General features: G+C 61.1%; 17 protein-coding genes. 6 read left to right on the plus strand and 11 right to left on the minus strand.

Going from position 1 to position 21212, the window contains the following annotated elements:
* Positions 1–149: 149 nt before the first annotated feature.
* From JQF37_RS10565 to JQF37_RS10600, 8 genes are all read right to left on the minus strand, one after another.
* On the minus strand, positions 150–1748 hold the full coding sequence (locus tag JQF37_RS10565; protein ID WP_130207273.1) for an AAA family ATPase: 1599 nt from the start codon (positions 1746–1748) through the stop codon (positions 150–152).
* A 10-nt stretch (positions 1749–1758) separates the two neighbouring features.
* On the minus strand, positions 1759–2859 hold the full coding sequence (gene aroB / locus JQF37_RS10570) for a 3-dehydroquinate synthase (RefSeq protein ID WP_047536476.1): 1101 nt from the start codon (positions 2857–2859) through the stop codon (positions 1759–1761).
* A gap of 152 nt (positions 2860–3011) precedes the next feature.
* A complete protein-coding gene (gene aroK / locus JQF37_RS10575) occupies positions 3012–3530 on the minus strand; it encodes a shikimate kinase AroK (protein ID WP_047536474.1) in 519 nt (172 codons plus the stop codon).
* 4 nt (positions 3531–3534) lie between these two features.
* Positions 3535–5607 carry a type IV pilus secretin PilQ gene (pilQ, locus tag JQF37_RS10580; protein WP_130207275.1) on the minus strand — a complete coding sequence of 691 codons (2073 nt, stop codon included), beginning with the start codon at positions 5605–5607 and terminating at the stop codon, positions 3535–3537.
* Between the two features lie 13 nt (positions 5608–5620).
* Positions 5621–6148, minus strand: coding sequence for a pilus assembly protein PilP (locus JQF37_RS10585; RefSeq protein WP_130207277.1), 528 nt, complete (start codon positions 6146–6148; stop codon positions 5621–5623).
* A complete protein-coding gene (pilO, locus tag JQF37_RS10590; protein WP_130207279.1) occupies positions 6145–6768 on the minus strand; it encodes a type 4a pilus biogenesis protein PilO in 624 nt (207 codons plus the stop codon). Before pilO ends, JQF37_RS10585 begins: the two co-directional genes overlap by 4 nt.
* Complete coding sequence (locus tag JQF37_RS10595; protein WP_130207281.1) at positions 6765–7331, minus strand: PilN domain-containing protein; 567 nt, start codon at positions 7329–7331, stop codon at positions 6765–6767. The genes pilO and JQF37_RS10595 overlap by 4 nt, the downstream gene beginning before the upstream one ends.
* Positions 7331–8392, minus strand: a complete 1062-nt coding sequence (locus JQF37_RS10600; protein WP_130207283.1) for a pilus assembly protein PilM — start codon at positions 8390–8392, stop codon at positions 7331–7333. The genes JQF37_RS10595 and JQF37_RS10600 overlap by 1 nt, the downstream gene beginning before the upstream one ends.
* Before the next feature lie 212 nt (positions 8393–8604).
* On the opposite strand from JQF37_RS10600, the gene JQF37_RS10605 reads away from it, so the two are divergent.
* Entirely contained in the window at positions 8605–11046 is a 2442-nt protein-coding gene (locus tag JQF37_RS10605) for a penicillin-binding protein 1A (RefSeq protein WP_130207285.1), read from the plus strand.
* A 231-nt stretch (positions 11047–11277) separates the two neighbouring features.
* Here the strand turns inward: JQF37_RS10605 and JQF37_RS10610 are convergent, their stop codons facing one another.
* The 3 genes from JQF37_RS10610 to rpmE form a co-directional block, all read right to left on the minus strand.
* A complete protein-coding gene (locus tag JQF37_RS10610) occupies positions 11278–12546 on the minus strand; it encodes a malic enzyme-like NAD(P)-binding protein (RefSeq protein ID WP_130207287.1) in 1269 nt (422 codons plus the stop codon).
* A gap of 182 nt (positions 12547–12728) precedes the next feature.
* Positions 12729–13517, minus strand: a complete 789-nt coding sequence (locus tag JQF37_RS10615) for a thermonuclease family protein (RefSeq protein WP_130207289.1) — start codon at positions 13515–13517, stop codon at positions 12729–12731.
* A gap of 35 nt (positions 13518–13552) precedes the next feature.
* Positions 13553–13771: a 50S ribosomal protein L31 gene (gene rpmE / locus JQF37_RS10620; RefSeq protein ID WP_008047849.1), complete on the minus strand. Its 219-nt coding sequence runs from the start codon at positions 13769–13771 to the stop codon at positions 13553–13555.
* Between the two features lie 288 nt (positions 13772–14059).
* Between rpmE and JQF37_RS10625 the strand changes: the two genes are divergently transcribed.
* From JQF37_RS10625 to hslU, 5 genes are all read left to right on the plus strand, one after another.
* Positions 14060–16279: a primosomal protein N' gene (locus JQF37_RS10625; protein ID WP_204149629.1), complete on the plus strand. Its 2220-nt coding sequence runs from the start codon at positions 14060–14062 to the stop codon at positions 16277–16279.
* A 236-nt stretch (positions 16280–16515) separates the two neighbouring features.
* Positions 16516–18252 carry an arginine--tRNA ligase gene (argS, locus tag JQF37_RS10630; protein WP_130207293.1) on the plus strand — a complete coding sequence of 579 codons (1737 nt, stop codon included), beginning with the start codon at positions 16516–16518 and terminating at the stop codon, positions 18250–18252.
* Position 18253: 1 nt separating this feature from the next.
* Positions 18254–18967, plus strand: coding sequence for an SPOR domain-containing protein (locus tag JQF37_RS10635; protein WP_090465652.1), 714 nt, complete (start codon positions 18254–18256; stop codon positions 18965–18967).
* 201 nt (positions 18968–19168) lie between these two features.
* Positions 19169–19699, plus strand: coding sequence for an ATP-dependent protease subunit HslV (hslV, locus tag JQF37_RS10640; RefSeq protein WP_103404469.1), 531 nt, complete (start codon positions 19169–19171; stop codon positions 19697–19699).
* Between the two features lie 55 nt (positions 19700–19754).
* Positions 19755–21092, plus strand: a complete 1338-nt coding sequence (gene hslU, locus JQF37_RS10645; protein ID WP_130207295.1) for an ATP-dependent protease ATPase subunit HslU — start codon at positions 19755–19757, stop codon at positions 21090–21092.
* Positions 21093–21212: the final 120 nt, after the last annotated feature.

Genomic DNA, 21212 nt, shown 5'->3' on the forward strand with positions numbered 1-21212 from the left:
GCTAGTCAAAACTTTTTTAATCTTGACCGCAACGACTCAAAGACTACTGTGACGCAGACACCACAAGGCACGCGGCCTGTGGGGCCAGCGCGCTCTTGTAGAAATTTTGAGGTGCTTGGAGAGGCGGCCTGGGTAAGGCCGCCGAATCTTCAGCGAGTTGTTGCCAGTTCCTGTTGGACGCTGGCGACAGTGCGAGGCCAAGGTTTACCAGCCTGAACCTTCGCTGGCAAGGCCTTGATGGCGGAAACGGCTGCATCACGATTGGCGAAACTGCCGTAGGTGATCACATAGAGTGGCTTGCCGTTGAGGACTTTCTTGAAGTAGCGGTACTCGCCGCCCTGCTCCTTGACGAAGTTTTGCGCGGCCGTTTCAGAGCTGGTGCCGAGGATCTGTACCACGTAGTTGCCCGGAGCCTGACCTGCGTACCAGCTGCCGCCTGCGGCCTTGGCCACGGCGGCTGGTTTCTCGACTGGCTTCTCGACCGGCTTGGCCGCAGGTGCGGCTTTAGCCACGGGCGCGGGTGCAGGCTTGGCCGCTGGAACCGGCGCTGGCTTGGCGGTAGCGACTTGAGTCGGAGCAGGCGTCGGCTTGGCGGCGGGTGTCGGTGCAGGACCGGCAGGCACGCCCACAGGCGGCGCAGTCGTGGTCACGGTCGGCGGCGTGGCGCTGGAGCCTTCGACCGGCACGCCATCATCTCCCTCGGAAATCCCGCCTGCGGCTTCGGCCAGCGGACCACGCATGACCGGTTGCGAATTACCGACCAACGGCAATGGCATCGGCTGCGTGTTGCCGGCGAATTCGACAGACGGTGCACCACCGTTTGCTGCTGGCTGACCCTGACCGAGCGGCAGTTGCGCCTGTTCGTTGGCAGGTGCACCCGTGGTCGGCGCTTTGTTGCGACCCGGCATCAACCAGGCGGCGGCCACCGCGACCACAACGACGGCGGAAATCGCCAATACGTGTTTCTTCGGCATATTGAACCCCATACTTGGACGCTTGACCGCTGTGCGGCTGGCAATCATGGCTTCGATCATGGCATCGCGGGCGACCTGATTGATGTTGCCAGGCCAACCGTCGGAGCGTTCATGAATATCAGAGATCTGATCCGCGGTAAAAAGTTCGATCCCCCGGCCTGCGCCTTCGAGGCGCTGATCCAGGTATTCGCGCGTTTCCTCTACGGTATAAGGCTGCAGCTCGATGACGTGGAAACGCTCTTCCTCCAGGCTCAACTGCTCCAGCTGAGCGATCAGCGAGGACTCCCCGAACAGGAACACATGCGGACGGCCTTCCGGCGCTCCGGCGGCCAGCGCCATCAAGGCTTCGAGCGCGGACTCGTCGAGTTGCTCGGCGTCATCCACCAGCAGATAGACTTCCTGACCGGTCAGCGCCAGTTGCACCACCTGCGCCAGAATCGCGCCGATCTCGGCCTGGGCAACGTCCAGCGCCTGGGCAACCTGCCGCAGGATGCCAGCCGAATCGCCGGCGCCACGGGCGGAAACCACCACGCTTTGCACGGATTGTTTGTTGGTGCTGGCCACCAGGGCCTGGCGCAACAGGGTCTTGCCACTGCCTTGGGGCCCTGTGACGACCAACAGCAACTGGCTGTAACGCGCCAGGTGGTGCAGCTGTCCCAGCACCGGTTTGCGCTGGGCCGGGAAAAACTTGAAGCCAGGCACCCGTGGAGCAAAAGGGTCATGACTCAACTGGTAATGGCCGAGGAAAGCCTCGTCCGCATGCAAACTAGTCATCGCGATCTTATTAACCTTTAAGCTGAGCCAGGGCGCGGTAATCCGCTCCCAGCGTGGCCTGTAAAACCTCTTTCGGATAATCGTCGGTCACCACTGCCTCGCCCATTTGGCGCAGCAGCACCAGGCGCAAACGACCGTCGATCACTTTTTTATCAATTGCCATATGTTCGAGAAAATCGGCTTCCGTCATCTCCTCGGGCGGGATGACCGGCAGCCCGGCGCGCTGGAACAGACGAATGCCGCGATCACGGTCCTGTTCACTGATCCAGCCCAGGCGGGCGGACATTTCCAGCGCCATTACGGTGCCAGCAGCGACGGCCTCACCATGAAGCCAGACACCATACCCCATGTGGGTTTCGATGGCGTGGCCGAAGGTGTGGCCCAGGTTCAAGGTGGCACGAACACCGGTTTCCTTTTCGTCGGCGCCGACCACCGCTGCCTTGGCTGCGCAGGAGCGTTCGATGGCGTAGGTCAGGGCTTGCTGATCCAGATTGCGCAGGCGATCGACGTTGTCTTCGAGCCAGGTCAGGAACGGCTCATCGCAGATCAGCCCGTATTTGATGACCTCAGCCAGACCGGCGGACAGTTCGCGGGCCGGCAGGGTATTGAGGGAAGCCGTGTCGATCAGCACGACATTCGGCTGATAGAAGGCACCCACCATGTTCTTGCCCAGTGGGTGGTTGATCCCGGTCTTGCCGCCCACCGAGGAGTCGACTTGCGACAGCAGCGTGGTTGGAACCTGAATGAAATCGACGCCGCGCTGATAGCAGGCGGCAGCAAAACCGGCCATGTCACCGATCACACCGCCACCCAGGGCGATCACCGTGGTGCGGCGGTCGTGCCGTGCGGTCAGCAGGCCGTCGAAGATCAGTTGCAGGGTTTCCCAGGTTTTGAAGGCTTCGCCGTCGGGCAACACGACGGATATCACCGAGAACTGCGCGAGGCTGCGAGTCAGACGTTCAAGATAGAGCGGCGCGACCGTTTCATTGGAGATGATTGCCACTTGCCGTCCGCGAATATGCGGGGCCAGCAGCTCAGGCTGATCCAACAAACCTTCGCCAATATGAATCGGGTAGCTGCGCTCGCCTAGATCGACCTTGAGTGTCTGCATGTGTCCCCACAGTGAAGATGGAATCAGGCGTTCCGCCTTGAGTTAACGAATGTTCACGGCCTTTGCTGTTATTGACGCCGCTGGGTCGCCGTTCGCCACAACCTTGGACGGTTGTGGCAGGACGCCGAGGATAGCGCATTTCGCGCCGCGCATTAACGGGGAGGCAGCTGCTGCAAGCGTTCCAGGATATCGAGCACGACCATGCGTGGCGGCCGCTCATCGGTTTCCACCACCAGATCAGCGATTTCCCGATACAGCGGATCGCGGATCGCCAGCAGATCCCGAAGGGTCTTGGCCGGATCGGCGGTGCGCAACAAGGGCCGATTGCGGTCGCGGGACGTGCGACCGACCTGCTGCTCGACAGAGGCATGCAGATAAACCACCCGCCCACCGGCGTGCAGGGCTCGACGATTGGCTTCGCGCATCACTGCACCGCCGCCGGTCGCCAGCACCACGCCATCGTAATCGCACAGTTCGGCAATCATTGCCTCCTCGCGGTCACGAAAGCCCGGTTCGCCTTCTTTATCGAAGATCCATGGGATATTGGCGCCCGTGCGTAATTCAATTTCCTTATCGGAATCTTTGAATGGCAAGCGCAGCTCTTTGGCCAGCAACCGGCCGATGGTGCTTTTTCCAGCGCCCATCGGTCCTACAAGAATCAAATTTCGCACAGAATCAACGACTCACAGCAATCGCCTGGTTATTCATGATACGCGGAGTGAGAAACACCAACAGCTCGGATTTTTTCTCCGAAACCACGTCACGCCGGAAAAGGCGGCCAAGATACGGCACATCGCCAAGAAATGGCACCTTATCTACAACCTTGCTTTGAGTATTTGAGAAAACACCGCCAATGACGATGGTCTCCCCATCGTTGACCAGGACCTTGGCATTGACCTCGTTTTTCTTGATGGGCGGCACATCCTGGACCTTGTTCAGGTAGTCCGGTTCGTCCTTGGTGACCTTGACCTCCATGATGATCCGGTTGTCCGGAGTGATCTGTGGCGTCACTTCCAGCGACAGCGATGCTTCCTTGAAGGACACCGAAGTCGCGCCGCTGGAACTGGCTTCCTGGTAGGGAATCTCGGTGCCCTTGAGGATTTTGGCGGTTTCCTTGTCGGACGTGACGACCTTGGGTTGCGAGACGATTTCCCCGTTTCCGGTCTTCTCCATGGCCGTCAGCTCAAGGTCCAGCAAGACGTTATCGGTGATGAACGCAATGCCGATCCCCGAGGTGTTGTTCGTCGCCCCTAAATCGACGAACGGTGAATTGGTGCTGGTGCTGCCCGGCGTGCCAATGGTCGACGAGCCGTTGGCGCCGTTGCTGACCCCGGAAGTATTCCAGTTGCCCCTGTTCTGGACGGAGCCGCCCCAGCGCACACCCAGGCTCTTGTCGTAATCGACGTTGGCTTCGACGATTCGCGCTTCGATCATGACCTGGCGCACCGGAATATCCAGCTGGGCAACGATTCGCCGCAGCTCGTCGAGCCGATCCTGGGTCTGGTAGGCAATGATGTTGTTGGTACGCTCATCGACGGTAATAGAGCCCCGTTCGTCGACTTTCGCCTCGGCACTGGTCACCGACTGGAACAGTTTGGCGATATCCGCCGCCTTGGCGTAATTGACCTGCAACAGTTCCCGCCGTAGCGGTGCCAGATCGGCGATCTGTTTTTGCGACTCCAGCTCCTGCCGTTCCCGGGCAGCAATTTCGTCGGCCGGCGCCACCAGCAGGACGTTACCGATCTTGCGCTTGTCCAGCCCCTTGGTTTTCAGCACCAGATCCAGCGCCTGATCCCAAGGTACGTTCTGCAGGCGCAGGGTAATGCCGCCCTGCACGGTGTCGCTGGCGACCAGATTGAGATTGGTGAAATCAGCGATCAGTTGCAGCACCGAGCGCACGTCGATGTCCTGAAAATTCAACGAAAGCTTTTCACCGCTGTAGGCATGGCGGTCGGCATCACGCTTTTGCAGGTCGTCGGCGGTCACCGGACGGACGCTGACGGTAAGTTTGTTTTCGGTCTGATAGGTCGAGTAGTCGAAGGCACCGCCGCCGGGCTCGATCGTGATGGTGGCCCGATCACCCGTGGCGCTGGCGTTGACGAACTGCACCGGCGTGGCGAAATCCTTCACATCCAGACGCACGCGCAAGGGGTCGGGCAATTGGGTCCTGGCAAACCCGACGATGATCTTGCCGTCGCGCTCCTGAATGTCCGGCGCAATCGACGGATCCGACAGATCGATCAGCACATTGCCTTCGCCCTGGGTACCCCGCTGGAAATCCACACCGCGAATAGCCTTGCCCGATGGCATTGGGGGGCGCGCCGGGGCCGGCGCTGCGAGGGTGGCCGATGTGGTCGGCGCGACTTTGCCGCCCTGCCCGACCACCACGAACAGGTTGTTGCCCTCGACTCGCGTGCTGTAGGGGGCCGCCTGGGTCAAGTTGATGATCAGGCGCGTACGGTCCTTGACCTCCACCACCGTCGCGCTTCGGGCATTGCCAGCGCCCAGGTCACGGGTTTTGTTCGCCAATTGACTGACGACACCCGGCAGATCCAGTGCGATCCGCGCCGGTGATGCCGTGGTGTAACCCTGAGGGGCCGGTGGCGGCTCGTCGAATGCCAGCTTCAGCTCGACGCGGTCTCCCGGCAGCTCCGCAACATCCAGCGCCTTGAGGCTGGTCGCTTGTGCCATCGGCGACAACAACGCTATCCATAGCGTCATTCCGAGGGCTGAGAAAGTCCTGTTCATTTTTCCAGTTCCACTATGAGTGCTCTTTCAGAGGGAGGGTCCGCGGCCGTTCCAGCCAGGCACCTTCCCCGTCGGGGACGATTTCGACCACATCCACTTGTGAGCCGCTGATGGCAACGATCCGCCCGTCATTACGCCCCAGGTAATCACCGACTTTCAGCCTGTGCACCCCGCCAGCCCCGCGCAGCAATGCAAAGGAGCCCGCCGCATTGGAGATCGTGCCGACCATTTCAAACTGCTCGATGTTGAACCCCTCAAGGTATTGCTTGATTCGGTCGGGGTCGGGCCTGACGTCGCGTGAGCCGTGTTGCTGACCGGACAGGTCGATCCTGACCTGCGGTGAAAACGGACTGCGCAGGTTGGCTGCGTTGTAAGTGAATGTCGGGTAAGACCGGATTGTGGGCGTTGGTTCAATCTTGCCTGGTGCGCGCAGGCGCATTTCGTTCAGGTAGGCATCCAGGTCGCCGAAGTCATCGCCACCGCCACAGCCGGCAAGGACGACGAGCGACACGACCATCGATAAACAACGAATCGGGTTCATTGATGCGCCCCCTGATCGTTGTAGCGATAGGTCTTGGCAAGGATGCTCATGCGCAGCTTCGGGCCGCCGTCCGGTTTGGCCGGTGCCAGGTCGAAATCGTGCAGGGTCACGATGCGCGGCAACCCGGCCACACCACTGACGAACGTGGCCAGATCGTGATAGGCACCAGTGACGGTGATCTGAATCGGCAGTTCGATGTAGAACGGCCGGGTCACCTCCGGCAGTAGCTTGATCTCTTCAAACTCCAGCCCGCTACCCAGACCTGTGCGAGTGATGTCCTCCAGCAGGCCGGGCACTTCGGTATCACTGGGCAGTTGCCGCAGCAGCACACCAAAAGAGTCTTCCATCTCTTTCAGTTGCTGCGTATAGCGCTCCAGATTCGCCGCCCTATGCGCCTTGGTGGCGAACTGCTCCTTGAGGGCCGTCTCTTCTTCGCGCTTGAGGTCGAGCTGGCTCTGAACCTCACTTGTGGAAAAGCTGTAACCGAGCGCCAGGACCAGAATCATGACCAATACGCCCACCAGAACCTTGATCGCAGGCGGCCATGAACCGATGTTGTGAGTACCCAATTCGTGAATGTCGATCCTGCGCAGCTCTTCCAGCCATCCGGAAGGACTCATTGTTCATCCTCCACGGCGGCCGGCTGAGTCTGACGAACGGTCAACTGGAAGACATTGGCCTGATCCAACTGACCCGCCGTGGTCGCTTTGACTTCAGTCAGGCTCGGTGCATCGAACCAGTCCGAAGCGTTCAGGTTGCGCATCAGGTCGGAAACACGATTGTTCGATTCAGCGGCGCCAGAAATCGACAAGGTTTTGCCCACCCTTTTGACTTCGGTGAAATACACCCCGTCGGGCAGGGTCCGCGCCAGTTGGTCAAAAATTCGCCCACTGACCGGCCGATTGCCTTGCAGGTCCTGGATGATGCGCATGCGCTCGAGCAATTGCTGGCGACGCGCCTTGAGATCGCTGATCTGTTTAATCCGCTCGTCGACCACGACAATCTGCTGATTGATGTAATTGTTACGGGCGACTTGCCGTTCAATGGCGCTGTTGATGGCTTGATTCGCAACCAGCACCGCACCCGCCGATCCCACCAGCACCCCTGCCAGAATCACTAAAAACCGTTTTCGACGCTCCTCGCGCAGCTCTTCGCGCCAGGGTAAAAGATTGATCCGCGCCATCAGTCGAAGCTCCTGAGGGCCAGCCCGCAGGCAATCATCATGGCCGGCGCGTCGCTGGCCAGGGCGGCGGCGTTGACCTTGGCGCTCAACGTCATCCCGGCAAATGGGTTGGCCACCTGGGTCGGTGTGCCCAAACGCTCTTCGATCAACCGTTCCAGCCCACAGATTGACGCGGTGCCGCCGACCAGCAGGATGTGATCGATAGCGTTGTATTGGCCGCCAGCGAAGAAAAACTGCAATGAACGCGATACCTGTTGCACCAGCGCCTCGCGAAACGGCTGCAACACTGCACTGACGTAATCATCCGGCAAACCACCCTGCTTCTTTGCCAGCACCGCCTGTTCGAAGGTCAGGCCGTAGCGGCGCTGAATGTCCTCCGTCAGCTGACGACCACCGAACAATTGTTCGCGGGTATAGATAATGCGTCCGTGGTGCAGCACGCTCAGGGTGGTCATGGTCGCACCGATGTCGACCGCCGCCACCAGGCGCTCCCCGGGTATCACCGATTGATTGGTCAGCAAACCGAATGATCGCTCCAGGGCATGGGCCTCGACGTCGACCACGCGAGCGGTGAGGCCGGCCAGAGCCAGGGCTGCCTCGCGGACCTCGACGTTTTCCTTGCGGCAGGCCGCGAGCAGCACATCGACCCGCTCGGGATTGCGCGCTGAAGCGCCCTGTACTTCAAAGTCGATGGCGACTTCGTCCAGCGGATAGGGAATGTACTGGTCGGCCTCGATCTTCAGCTGGTTTTCCATGTCGTCGTCACAAAGCCCGGCGTCCATCTCGATGGTCTTGGTGATCACCGCCGAGCCAGCCACCGCCACCGCCACGTTCCTGAGGCGGGTTCTGGCCTTGATCAACGCGCGAGAGAGCGCCTGGCCCACAGCATCGAGCTCGGCAATATTTTTTTCGATAACGGCGTTGGCGGGCAGCGGTTCGACCGCATAGGCCTCGACCCGATAACGGGCGCCCTGGCGGCTCAGCGCCAGAAGCTTCACCGAAGTGGAGCTGATGTCGATACCCAAAAGCGCATCGGCCTTTTTGTTGAAGAGTCCTGGCACTGGCAATTCCCTATGACTATCCGTGAGTTACGGACTCTGCATTGTGTTTTGCGTTCCCTCCGCCCGTCTTGACATCAGCGCAAATGACGCTTCTGGCGGAAAAATGCTTATAATGCCCAGCGTTTTTTTCCGCTTTTCTCAAGCGCGGGTCGTTCGCCTTTAGCCTGAACCCTGATGCCTAATTCATTCTTTGCCCTGGATATCCAAAAGCCTTGATTCGTCTGCTGAAATTTTTCGGTTGGTCCATCGTCGCGGTTTTCTGCGGACTGCTTCTGGGTCTGAGCGGGGCGTTTCTCTACCTTAGCCCCGGATTGCCGTCCGTAGAGGCGTTGCGAAGCATCCAGTTGCAGATCCCTTTGCGGGTCTACAGCAGCGACAACAAGTTGATCGCAGAATTTGGCGAAATGCGCCGTACACCGATCCGTTTCGCCGATATTCCCCCCAATTTCATTAATGCGTTACTAAGTGCTGAAGACGATAACTTCGCCAACCACTATGGCGTCGACCCCAGCAGCCTGATGCGTGCCGCCACCCAATTGGTGAAAAGCGGGCACATCCAGTCCGGCGGCAGCACCATCACCATGCAGGTGGCGAAGAACTTCTTCCTGACCAGCGAACGCAGCTTCTCGCGCAAGACCACCGAAATCCTCCTGGCCTTGCAGATCGAACGGCAGCTGACCAAGGACGAGATCCTCGAGCTGTACGTCAACAAGATCTATCTGGGCAACCGCGCCTACGGCATCGAGGCGGCGGCGCAGGTTTATTACGGCAAGTCGATTCGTGACGTCAGCCTCGCGCAGATGGCGATGATCGCCGGCCTGCCCAAAGCCCCGTCGCGCTTCAACCCGCTGGCCAACCCGGCCCGCAGCAAAGAGCGTCGCGACTGGATCCTGGGGCGCATGTACAAGCTCGGCAAAATCAGCGAGGCCGACTACACCACCGCAATCAACGAACCGCTGAACGCCAGCTATCACGTCCCGACACCGGAAGTGAATGCGCCCTACATTGCCGAGATGGCCCGTGCCGAAATGGTCGGCCGCTATGGCAGCGACGCCTACACCGAAGGTTTCCGCGTGACGACCACGGTGCCGAGCAATCTGCAGGAAATGGCCAACACCGCCGTCCACGAAGGCCTGATGACCTATGACCAGCGCCACGGCTATCGCGGCCCTGAGTCGCGCCTGCCGGGCAAGACCCGCGAGGCCTGGGCGACCGAGCTGACCAAGCAGCGCACCATCAGCAGCCTTGAACCGGCCATCGTCACTCAGGTCGAGAAGAACGGCCTGCAGGTGCTGACCCGCAACGGCAACGAGCACGTCAGTTGGGACACCATGAAATGGGCGCGTCCGTTCCTGAACACCAACAGCATGGGTGCCAATCCGAAGCAGCCGTCCGACGTGGCCCAGGTCGGCGACCTGATTCGCGTGCAGCGTCAGGCGGACAATTCGCTGAAATTCAGCCAGATCCCGCAAGCCCAGGGCGCACTGGTATCCCTCGACCCGCAAAACGGCGCGATCCGCGCGCTGGTCGGTGGCTTCGCCTTCGAGCAGAGCAACTACAACCGCGCCTTGCAGGCCAAGCGCCAGCCGGGCTCGAGCTTCAAGCCTTTCGTCTACGCCGCTGCGCTGGATAACGGCTACACCGCCGCCAGCCTGGTGAACGACGCACCGATCGTGTTCGTCGACGAGTACCTGGACAAGGTCTGGCGTCCGAAAAACGACACCAACACCTTCCTCGGCCCGATCCGCTTGCGCGAAGCGCTGTACAAGTCGCGCAACCTGGTGTCGATCCGCCTGTTGCAGGCGATGGGCGTCGGCAAAACCATCGACTACATCACCCGCTTTGGCTTCAACAAGCAGGATCTGCCGCCCAACCTGTCCCTGGCCCTGGGTACCGCGACCCTGACGCCAATGGAAATCGCCACCGGCTGGAGCACCTTCGCCAACGGCGGCTACAAGGTCACCCCGTACATCATCGACAAGATAGAAAGCCGCAACGGCGACACGCTGTTCGTCGCCAACCCGGCGAGCGTGCCGAAAGGCGGCGTCGCCAGCGACGGCATCGCCGCACCGTCCGCCCAGGCCTTCACGGTCAACGCAATGCCGGGCGAAGCGCCAACTACCCAACCGGCGACACAGGCACCGGCCGTGGCTGAGCGCATCGTCGATGGCCGTACCACTTACATCCTCAACAGCATGCTCGAGGACGTGATCAAACTCGGCACCGGCCGCCGTGCACTGGCCCTGGGTCGCCCTGACATCGCCGGCAAGACCGGGACCACCAACGAATCCAAGGATGCGTGGTTCTCCGGTTACAACGCCGATTACGTGACCACCGTCTGGACCGGCTTCGACCAGCCGGAAAGCCTGGGGCGCAAAGAGTTCGGCGGCACCGTCGCGCTGCCGATCTGGATGAACTACATGGGCGCCGCGCTCAAAGGCCTGCCGCCACATACACAACCGGAGCCGGAAGGCATCCTGAGTCTGCGCGTCGACCCGGTCAGTGGCCGTGCGGCAAGCCCAAGCACGCCTGGAGCCTACTTCGAACTGTTCAAGGCCGAAGACACGCCACCGTCGGTCAACGAACTGGGCAACGGCAATGCGCCAGGCAGCCCGCTGCCAGCGGATGAAGCGGCGCCGATCGACTTGTTCTAGAGAAGCAGCCTGTAGGAGCGAGCCTGCTCGCGAAAAACAGTCAGATAACGCGGGTATTCAGACCGCCCGCGTCATCATTGACGACCATCGCGAGCAGGCTCGCTCGCGCACACAAACACACCTACGCCAACGGCCCCCCGTAGGGCCCCAGCCAGCGACACAGAGCCTCCAGACAACAAAAAAGCCCCGACTCTCACGAGCCGGGGCTTTCTGTTGAAGCGCTACAACGACTTAGCCGTTGAACACGTCATCCACGCTTTTGAGCGGGTAGTTCTTCGGATACGGCAGGGTTGCCACGCCGGTCTCGATCGCAGCCTTGGCCACGGCATCGGAGATCAGGGTAATCAGACGGGCATCCATTGGTTTCGGAATGATGTACTCACGGCCGAATTCCAGCTTGATGCCGCCATAGGCGTCGCACACTTCCTGAGGCACCGGCAGCTTGGCCAGTTCGCGCAGGGCGTTGGCCGCAGCCACTTTCATTTCTTCGTTGATGCGCTTGGCGCGAACGTCCAGGGCACCACGGAAGATGAACGGGAAGCCCAGTACGTTGTTGACCTGGTTCGGGTAGTCGGAACGACCGGTGGCCATGATCACGTCGTTACGGGTGGCGTGTGCCAGTTCCGGGGAGATTTCCGGATCAGGGTTCGAGCAAGCGAACACGATCGGGTTGGCCGCCATGGATTTCAGGCCTTCAGCGCTCAGCAGGTTAGGACCGGACAGGCCGACGAACACGTCAGCACCTTCCAGAGCGTCTGCCAGGGTACGTTTGTCGGTCGCGTGAGCGAAGACAGCCTTGTACTGGTTCAGGTCGTCACGGCCGGAGTGGATCACGCCGGTACGGTCAACCATGAAGATGTTTTCGATGTTCGCGCCCATGCTGACCAGCAGCTTCATGCAGGAGATCGCGGCAGCACCGGCGCCCAGGCAAACGATCTTGGCTTGCGCCAGGGTTTTACCGGCGATTTCCAGGGCGTTGATCATGCCAGCGGCGGTCACGATAGCGGTGCCGTGCTGGTCATCGTGGAATACCGGGATGTCGCACTGCTCGATCAGGGCACGTTCGATCTCAAAGCACTCAGGCGCCTTGATGTCTTCCAGGTTGATGCCACCGAAGGTGATGGAGATGCGCTTGACGGTGTCGATGAAGGCTTGCGGGCTTTCGGAGTCGACTTCGATGTCGAAAACGTCGATGCCGGCAAAGCGCTTGAACAGCACGCCCTTGCCTTCCATGACTGGCTTGGAGGCCAATGGGCCGAGGTTACCCAGACCCAGAATCGCGGTGCCATCGGAAATGACTGCAACCAGGTTGCCTTTGCCGGTGTATTTGTAGGCCAGTTCAGGGTCGCGAGCGATTTCGCGTACTGGTTCGGCTACGCCGGGGCTGTAGGCCAGCGACAGGTCGCGGGCGGTAGCGGTGGCCTTGGTGAGCTCGACGCTCAGCTTCCCTGGACGAGGATTGGCATGATATTCGAGAGCGGCAGTTTTCAAATCAGACATGGGGGCATTCCGCTTTTACTGTTGGACAGACTGGTCAGCGAGGATACGCGCCTCGCAAAATCCCCACAAGACTGACTGGTCACCCCTGTCAAGCGCCCTGCACTACGACTTTGGGCCAAGAGCCGCGAAACACAAGGGATAGACTGTTCACAATCGACAGAAAAAATGTCTACAATTTTTTATCAGTGCGCGACCTGAAGCATCGCCGGATCGGTCAATGGCAACATCCAGCGCGCCTGCCCCGCCTTGAGTCCCCCCTTGCGCGAACGATCCAGCACCCAGCCGCGAGCCTCGACTTGCCTGCCTTTGAGGCCATCAAGCGTGGCAGCGGGGAATCTGTCCAGCACATTGGGTGCAACGCGCAACACAACCGAATCCTGCAACTCGATCCAAACCCCGCCGCGATTGCGCTGAACCTTGCTCACACGACCGCTGAGCAGGGCAAAACCGGAGGCACTGATCTGATCCGCTTTCAGTACAGGTGACTGGCGCCACACGCCAAGGCCGGCCTGTCGGGCGCTGAGTTCTGCCGCTTGCTGACAGTCGACCAGATCGACATTCGGTGCGACCGCCACTTGAAAACCGAGGCCTTCGGCGAGCATTTGCGCTTCGAGGTTGGCACCATCGGCGCCGTAGACGTGGGCCAGGGTACGGCCGTAATGGTCCTTGCCTTCCTTGCCGGGGAGCAATCCGACCCGTCCGTCGCTCGCGGCCACCAAGGCTTCGAGACGCTTTCGCGCCGCCACGGCAAATGGTTCGTCGGAGCGGCCTTTCTTGCCCAGCTCCGGCGTATTCAAGCCGATCATGCGCACACTGCGACCATCCGTCAGGCGCAGCGTGTCACCGTCCACTACCCGCTGTACCGCGACCGATGCCAGGCCACTCGGTGCCGGGCAGAAGGCCTGGGCGCCGGAGAGCCAAATCGCGGACACAAAAAAGGCGCCCGCAAGGGACGCCTTTTTCATCAGCATGGAAAAACCGAAACGGCCTCCCAAGTTGATCGGCCTTAGGCCTTTTTCGCGCCGAAAGCACCGAAACGGTCTGCGAAACGCTGAACGCGGCCGCCAGTGTCCAGAGTCTTTTGCTTACCGGTGTAGAACGGGTGGCATTCGTTGCAAACGTCGATCGCCAGGGCTTTGCCGAAGGTCGAACGGGTTTCGAACTTGTTGCCGCAGCTGCAGGTAACAGCAACTGCTGGGTATTCTGGATGGATATCAGCTTTCATGGTGTCTTCCTCGGGCTAGCGTGCCGCCACCCAACACTATTGTTGAATACCGCACGTAATTAGGCCGCGGATTCTACCAGACAATGCCAATCACGCAAGCTGTCCCTGAGACCGACCGTCTGCTAGGCTCCCGAGCCAATACGCGATCCCCGGTGGGAGCGAGTCTGCTCGCGATAGCGGTGTACCAGTCGCGATGAATGCTGACTGACACGCCGTCATCGCGAGCAGGCTCGCTCCCACACGTTATGCGCCTAGCCCTTTTGTTGCCTGTTTATCGAGACTCCCCGCGTGCCCGACGCCATCCTGCGCCTCGCTTTGCCCTCGCCGCTGCGCCGCCTGTTCGACTACCGAGCTCCGGCCGGGGTCCTGCGCGCCCAGTTGCATCCGGGCATGCGCCTGCGGGTGCCGTTCGGCCGGCGGGAAATGATCGGGATTCTGGTGGAGGTCACCGACACCAGCGAAGTCCCGGCGGAAAAACTCAAGCCCGCACTGGCATTGCTCGATGCCACGCCGCCGCTGCCACCCGCCCTGTTCAAGCTATGCCTGTGGACTTCCCAGTATTACCAGCACAGTCTCGGCGACACCTTGAGCTGGGCATTACCGGTGCTGCTGCGCCAGGGCGAACTGGCCGAGGCGCGCCAGGAGCGTTTCTGGTCCGCCGCCCCCGGGGCCAGCCTCGATGACCCGCGCATCGCCCGCGCCCCGCGCCAACGTGAAGCGCTGGCGACGCTGGCCCAGCACCCCCACGGCGTCGCCCATCAGTTGCTGAGCAAGCTGATGCTGAGCAAGGACAGCCTCGATCTGTTGCTGGCCAAGGATCTGGTGCAGGTAGAGGTTCGCAAGCATGCCCCCGGCGCGCGCCACGAACACTGGCTGGCGCAGCCCGAGCTACCACTCAATCCGGAGCAACGCGCCGCTTATGAAGCGATCCGCGCCGGATTCGACAGTTATCACGCGTTCCTGCTGGCCGGCGTCACCGGCAGTGGCAAGACCGAAGTCTATTTGCAACTGATCCGCGAAACCCTGGAGGCCGGTAAACAAGCACTGGTGCTGATCCCGGAAATCAACCTCGGCCCGCAGACCCTGGCGCGCTTCGAACAGCGCTTCAATGCGCGTATCGCCCTGATCCACTCGGCAGTCAACGATCGTGAACGCCTCGACGCCTGGCTTGCCGCCCGCGACGGCGAGGCTGACATCATTATCGGCACCCGCTCGGCGCTGTTCACACCGATGAAGAATCCCGGCCTGATCATCATCGACGAAGAACACGACGGCTCCTATAAACAGCAGGAAGGCCTGCGCTACCACGCCCGCGACCTGGCCCTGGTGCGCGCCCGGCAGGAAAACATCCCGATCGTGCTCGGCTCCGCCACGCCCTCGCTGGAAAGCCTGCACAACGCCTACACCGGACGCTACGGCCTCCTGCGCCTGAACGAGCGCGCCGGTGGCGCCAAGCAGCCACGCTTCCTGCGCCTTGACGTAAAAAGTCGCCCACTGGACAGCGGCATTTCCGGGCCGATGCAACAAGCCATCGGTCAGACGCTGGCTGCCGGCCAGCAAGTATTGGTATTCCTCAACCGCCGCGGTTTCGCACCGACCCTGCTTTGTCACGATTGCGGCTGGATGTCCGAATGCCAGCGCTGCGATGCGCGAATGACCGTGCACCAGCGCCACGGCGAGTTGCGCTGCCACCATTGCGGCTACGTCGAGCGAGTGCCGCGCCAGTGCCCGAAATGCAACAAGGTCGATTTGCGTCCGGTGGGGGCAGGCACCGAACGGGCCGAAGAGCGACTGGGCATTTTGTTCCCCGACTACCCGGTTTTGCGGGTCGACCGCGACAGCACTTCGCGCAAAGACGCCATGAATCAGTTATTCGCGACCATTCAGAAAGGCCAGCCCTGCATCCTGGTGGGCACGCAAATGCTTGCCAAAGGGCATCACTTTCCACGAGTGACCCTGGTGTCGATTCTCGACGCCGACGGCGGGCTGTTCTCCGGCGACTTCCGTGCCAGCGAGCGCATGGCGCAGCTGATTGTCCAGGTCGCCGGACGTGCGGGACGCGCCGAAGAGCCGGGCAAGGTGATCATCCAGACGCATTTGGCCGATCACCCGTTGCTGGTGCAATTGACCGAACAAGGTTATTTCGCCTTTGCCGAGCAAGCCTTGAGTGAACGCCGGGCGGCAGGCCTGCCGCCGTTTGCGCACCTGGCCCTGCTGCGGGCCGAAGCGCACAAGCCGGGACAGGCCGAAGGATTTCTCGACGAGGCGTGCAGCGAGGCCGAACGCCTGCTGGCCGAACAGGGTTTGACCGGCATCGAATTGCTGGGGCCGGTGCCGGCACCAATGGAACGCCGCGCCGGGCGCTATCGTGCACAGCTCTTGTTACAGGCCACCGCGCGGGCGCCGCTGCATCGCTTGCTGGCCAGTTGGTTGTTGGTGCTGGAGCAGATGCCGAGCGGGCGGGCGGTGCGCTGGTCGCTGGATGTGGATCCGGTCGATTTGTATTGATTTGGGTACCGCCATCGCGAGCAAGCTCGCTCCCACAGTGGTTCTCGGGTGGAACTACAACGTGTATCCACCGCAAAACCTGTGGGAGCGAGCTTGCTCGCGATGGGGTCTTAATTGTCACCACACATCCACATCCTGCCTGCTAAGGTTGGCAAGCCCGTCTTCGCCACGGATAATGCCCAGTTTTTCCACCAGCGCACGATGCGCCGCCGCGCCAGCGGTCGAAAGAGAAGACCATGAAAGACACCATTCGCCAGCTGATCCAACAAGCCATCACCCAACTCGTCAACGAAGGTGTGTTGCCTGAAGGCCTGACGCCGGCGATCCAGGTGGAAAACTCTCGCGACAAGAAGAACGGCGACTTCGCCAGCAACATTGCCATGATGCTGGCCAAGCCTGCGGGCATGAAGCCGCGTGATCTGGCCGAGAAAATCATCGCCGCACTGCCGGCTGACGAAAACATCTCCAAGGCCGAAATCGCCGGCCCCGGCTTTCTCAACTTCTTCCAGAACACCCAGGCCCTGGCGACCCGCCTGGACGCCGCCCTGGCCGACGAGCACATCGGCGTGCGCAAGGCCGGCCCGGTGCAACGCACCGTGGTTGACCTGTCGGCCCCGAACCTGGCCAAGGAAATGCACGTCGGCCACCTGCGCTCGACCATCATCGGCGACGGCGTGGCTCGGGTGCTCGAGTTCCTCGGCGACGAAGTGATCCGTCAGAACCACGTCGGCGACTGGGGCACCCAGTTCGGCATGTTGATGGCCTATCTGCAGGAAAACCCGATCACCAGCGATGAGCTGTCGGACCTGGAAAACTTCTACCGCGCCGCCAAGCAACGCTTCGACGAATCCGAAGAATTCGCCGACCGCGCCCGCGGCCTGGTGGTCAAGTTGCAGGCCGGCGACCCGGACTGCCTGGCGCTGTGGACCAAGTTCAAGGACATCTCGCTGTCCCACTGCCAGAAAATCTACGAGCTGTTGAACGTCAAGCTGACCATGGCTGACGTGATGGGCGAAAGCGCCTACAACGACGACCTGATCAATGTGGTCAACGACCTCAAGGCCGCCGGCATGCTGGTCGAGAGCAACGGCGCCCAGTGCGTGTTTCTGGACGAGTTCAAGAACGCCGACGGCGATCCGCTGCCGGTGATCATCGTCAAGGCCGATGGTGGCTACCTCTACGCCACCACCGACCTGGCGGCCGTGCGCTACCGCAGCGGCAAGCTCAAGGCTGACCGCGCCCTGTACTTCGTCGACCAGCGTCAGGCCCTGCACTTCCAGCAAGTGTTCGCCGTGGCACGCAAGGCTGGCTTCGTGACCCATCCGATGGAGATGGAACACATGGGCTTCGGCACCATGAACGGCGCTGATGGCCGTCCGTTCAAGACCCGCGATGGCGGCACCGTGAAGCTGATCGACCTGCTGACCGAAGCCCAGGAACGCGCCTACACCCTGGTCAAGGACAAGAACCCGGAACTGGCCGAAGCCGAGCTGCGCAACATCGCCAAGGTCGTGGGCATCGGCGCGGTGAAGTACGCCGACCTGTCCAAGCACCGCACCAGCGACTACAGCTTCAACTTCGACCTGATGCTGAACTTCGAAGGCAACACCGCCCCGTACCTGCTGTATGCGTACACCCGTGTGGCCGGCGTGTTCCGCAAGCTCGGCAAGGACTTCAGCGAAGTCGACGGCCAGATCGTCCTCGAAGCGCCGCACGAACACGAACTGGCGGCAAAACTCGCGCAATTCGGTGAAGTGCTGAACAACGTGTCCGAAAAAGGCACGCCGCACATTCTCTGCACGTACCTGTACGACGTCGCCGGCCTGTTCTCCAGCTTCTACGAGAACTGCCCGATCCTCGCCGCCGACACCCCGGCGCAAATGCAGAGCCGCCTGCGCCTCGCCGCGCTGACCGGACGCACCCTCAAGCAAGGCCTGGAACTCTTGGGCCTGGAAACTCTGGAGCGTATGTAAGTTGGCTGCCAAGAAAAAACCTGCACCCAAGCGTGGCGCCAGCCGTTACCAAGCTCCAGCGAAGCAGCCGATTCCGGGTTGGTTGTGGATGGCCATCGGCCTGACGGTCGGCGCATTCATCGTATTCCTGATGAAGCTGGAGCCGGGCAAGGGCAGCGATACGGTCAAACGCGAGAAGGTAGAGCAACAGCAGCAGAAAGCCACCAAGATCGCCGAGGCCAACAAGACCCCGCCGAGCCCGACGCAACCGGTGAAGCCGAAGTACGACTTCTACACCTTGCTGCCGGAATCGGAAGTCATCGTGCCGCCGGATGCCGTGCCGGAAAAAACCCTGCCGACGCCACAAGTGCCGGCCGTTCCGACGACGCCGGTTACGCCGGCGGAAGCGGCGAAGATCGACACCGCCCGCGCCCAGGCGGCGCTGTCCGGTATCACGCCGCCGCCCGCGCCACCCGTCACCAAAGCCGCGCCGGTGACCAAGTTCTTCCTCCAGGCGGGTTCGTTCCGCAAGCAAACTGACGCCGACAAGGTTCGTGCGCAGATCATCCTGCTCGGCCAGGCGGTGGCGGTTGAATCCGGCACAGTGAAAGACGAGACCTGGTATCGGGTTCTGGTCGGACCGTTCAGCAACCGCGAACAACTGACCACTGCCCAGAAACAACTGGCCGGCGCCGGCTTCAGCAATCTGTTGTTACAACAGCGCCAGAGCCGCTGATCCGCCGAAGTGGGCAACACCAGGTTGCCCACTCTCTCTATGGCGAGGGAGCTTGTCCCCGCTGGGGTGCGAAGGCAAATTCGGAACAGAGCAGCCAAACACCACTCGTCCCCTCTCCCACCCCACAGTTGAAATCCACTCCACCACCCCCATATGAGTGGGCATAAGGCATTTTCGCCCCGCTGCGTGGAGACTCTTCCCTTGACCACCATCGTTTCAGTTCGCCGCCACGGCAAAGTCGTCATGGGCGGCGACGGCCAGGTATCCCTTGGCAATACCGTGATGAAAGGCAACGCGAAAAAAGTTCGCCGCCTGTACCACGGGCAGGTCCTCGCCGGTTTTGCCGGTGCCACCGCTGACGCCTTTACCCTCTTCGAACGTTTCGAAGGCCAGCTGGAAAAGCATCAGGGCCACTTGGTTCGTGCTGCCGTAGAACTCGCCAAAGAATGGCGAACCGACCGCTCCCTGAGCCGTCTCGAAGCCATGCTCGCGGTCGCCAACAAAGACGCCTCTTTGATCATCACCGGCAACGGCGACGTAGTTGAGCCCGAGCAAGGCTTGATCGCCATGGGTTCCGGTGGCGGTTACGCCCAGGCTGCCGCCAGCGCCTTGCTGAAGAAAACCGATCTGTCGGCCAGGGAAATCGTCGAGACCGCCCTGGGCATTGCCGGCGACATCTGTGTATTCACCAACCACACCCAGACCATTGAGGAGCAGGACTGCGCCGAATAAGCCCGTACTGGCCATCGCGCCACGGCTCATTCTTGCCTGAGGTCCGCCAAATACTATGTCCATGACTCCCCGTGAAATCGTCCACGAACTCAATCGCCATATCATCGGCCAGGACGATGCCAAGCGCGCCGTCGCCATTGCCCTGCGCAATCGCTGGCGCCGGATGCAGCTGCCCGAAGAGCTGCGCGTTGAAGTCACCCCGAAAAACATTCTGATGATCGGCCCGACCGGTGTCGGTAAAACCGAAATCGCCCGTCGCCTGGCCAAACTGGCCAACGCACCGTTCATCAAGGTCGAAGCCACCAAGTTCACTGAAGTCGGCTACGTCGGCCGCGACGTCGAATCGATCATTCGTGACCTGGCCGATGCGGCGATCAAGCTGCTGCGCGAACAGGAAATCATCAAGGTTCGCCACCGCGCCGAAGACGCCGCTGAAGAGCGCATCCTCGACGCGCTGCTGCCGCCGCCGCGCATGGGCTTCAGCAACGACGATGCCCCGACCTCGGATTCCAACACCCGTCAGCTGTTCCGCAAGCGCCTGCGCGAAGGCCAGCTGGATGACAAGGAGATCGAAATCGAAGTCGCCGAAATGGCCGGCGTCGACATTTCCGCGCCACCGGGCATGGAAGAAATGACCAACCAGCTGCAGAGCCTGTTCGCCAACATGGGCAAAGGCAAACGCAAGAGCCGCAAGCTCAAGGTCAAGGAAGCGCTGAAACTGGTGCGCGACGAAGAAGCCAGTCGTCTGGTCAACGATGAAGAGTTGAAGGCCAAGGCACTGGAAGCGGTCGAGCAGCACGGCATCGTGTTCATCGACGAAATCGACAAGGTCGCCAAGCGCGGCAATGTCGGCGGCGCCGATGTGTCCCGCGAGGGTGTGCAACGCGACTTGCTGCCGCTGATCGAAGGCTGCACCGTCAACACCAAACTGGGCATGGTCAAGACCGACCACATCCTGTTCATCGCCTCGGGCGCTTTCCACCTGAGCAAGCCGAGCGATCTGGTGCCTGAGCTGCAAGGTCGTCTGCCGATTCGTGTCGAACTGAAGGCGCTGTCGCCGGAAGACTTCGAACGCATCCTCAGCGAACCGCACGCTTCGCTCACCGAGCAATACTGTGCACTGCTGAAAACCGAAGGCCTGACCATCGAGTTCCAGCCAAGCGGCATCAAACGCATCGCGGAAATCGCCTGGCAGGTCAACGAAAAAACCGAAAACATCGGTGCCCGTCGTCTGCACACACTGCTTGAGCGCCTGCTTGAAGAAGTGTCGTTCAGCGCCGGCGACCTGGCCAGTGCCCATGACGACAAGGCGATCCAGATCGACGCCGACTACGTCAACAGCCACCTCGGCGAATTGGCGCAGAACGAAGACCTGTCCCGTTATATCCTGTAAGCAACACTTGTAGGAGCGAGCTGGCTCGCGATGAACCCGAGAGCGACGCGTTTGTTCAGACAACACGCGTTATCGTTAACGTCCATCGCGAGCCAGCTCGCTCCTACAGGGTTCCACCCC

Origin of the sequence: Pseudomonas sp. MIL9, assembly GCF_016887925.1 — a bacterium.
In the GTDB taxonomy this organism is placed as follows: domain Bacteria; phylum Pseudomonadota; class Gammaproteobacteria; order Pseudomonadales; family Pseudomonadaceae; genus Aquipseudomonas; species Aquipseudomonas mohnii.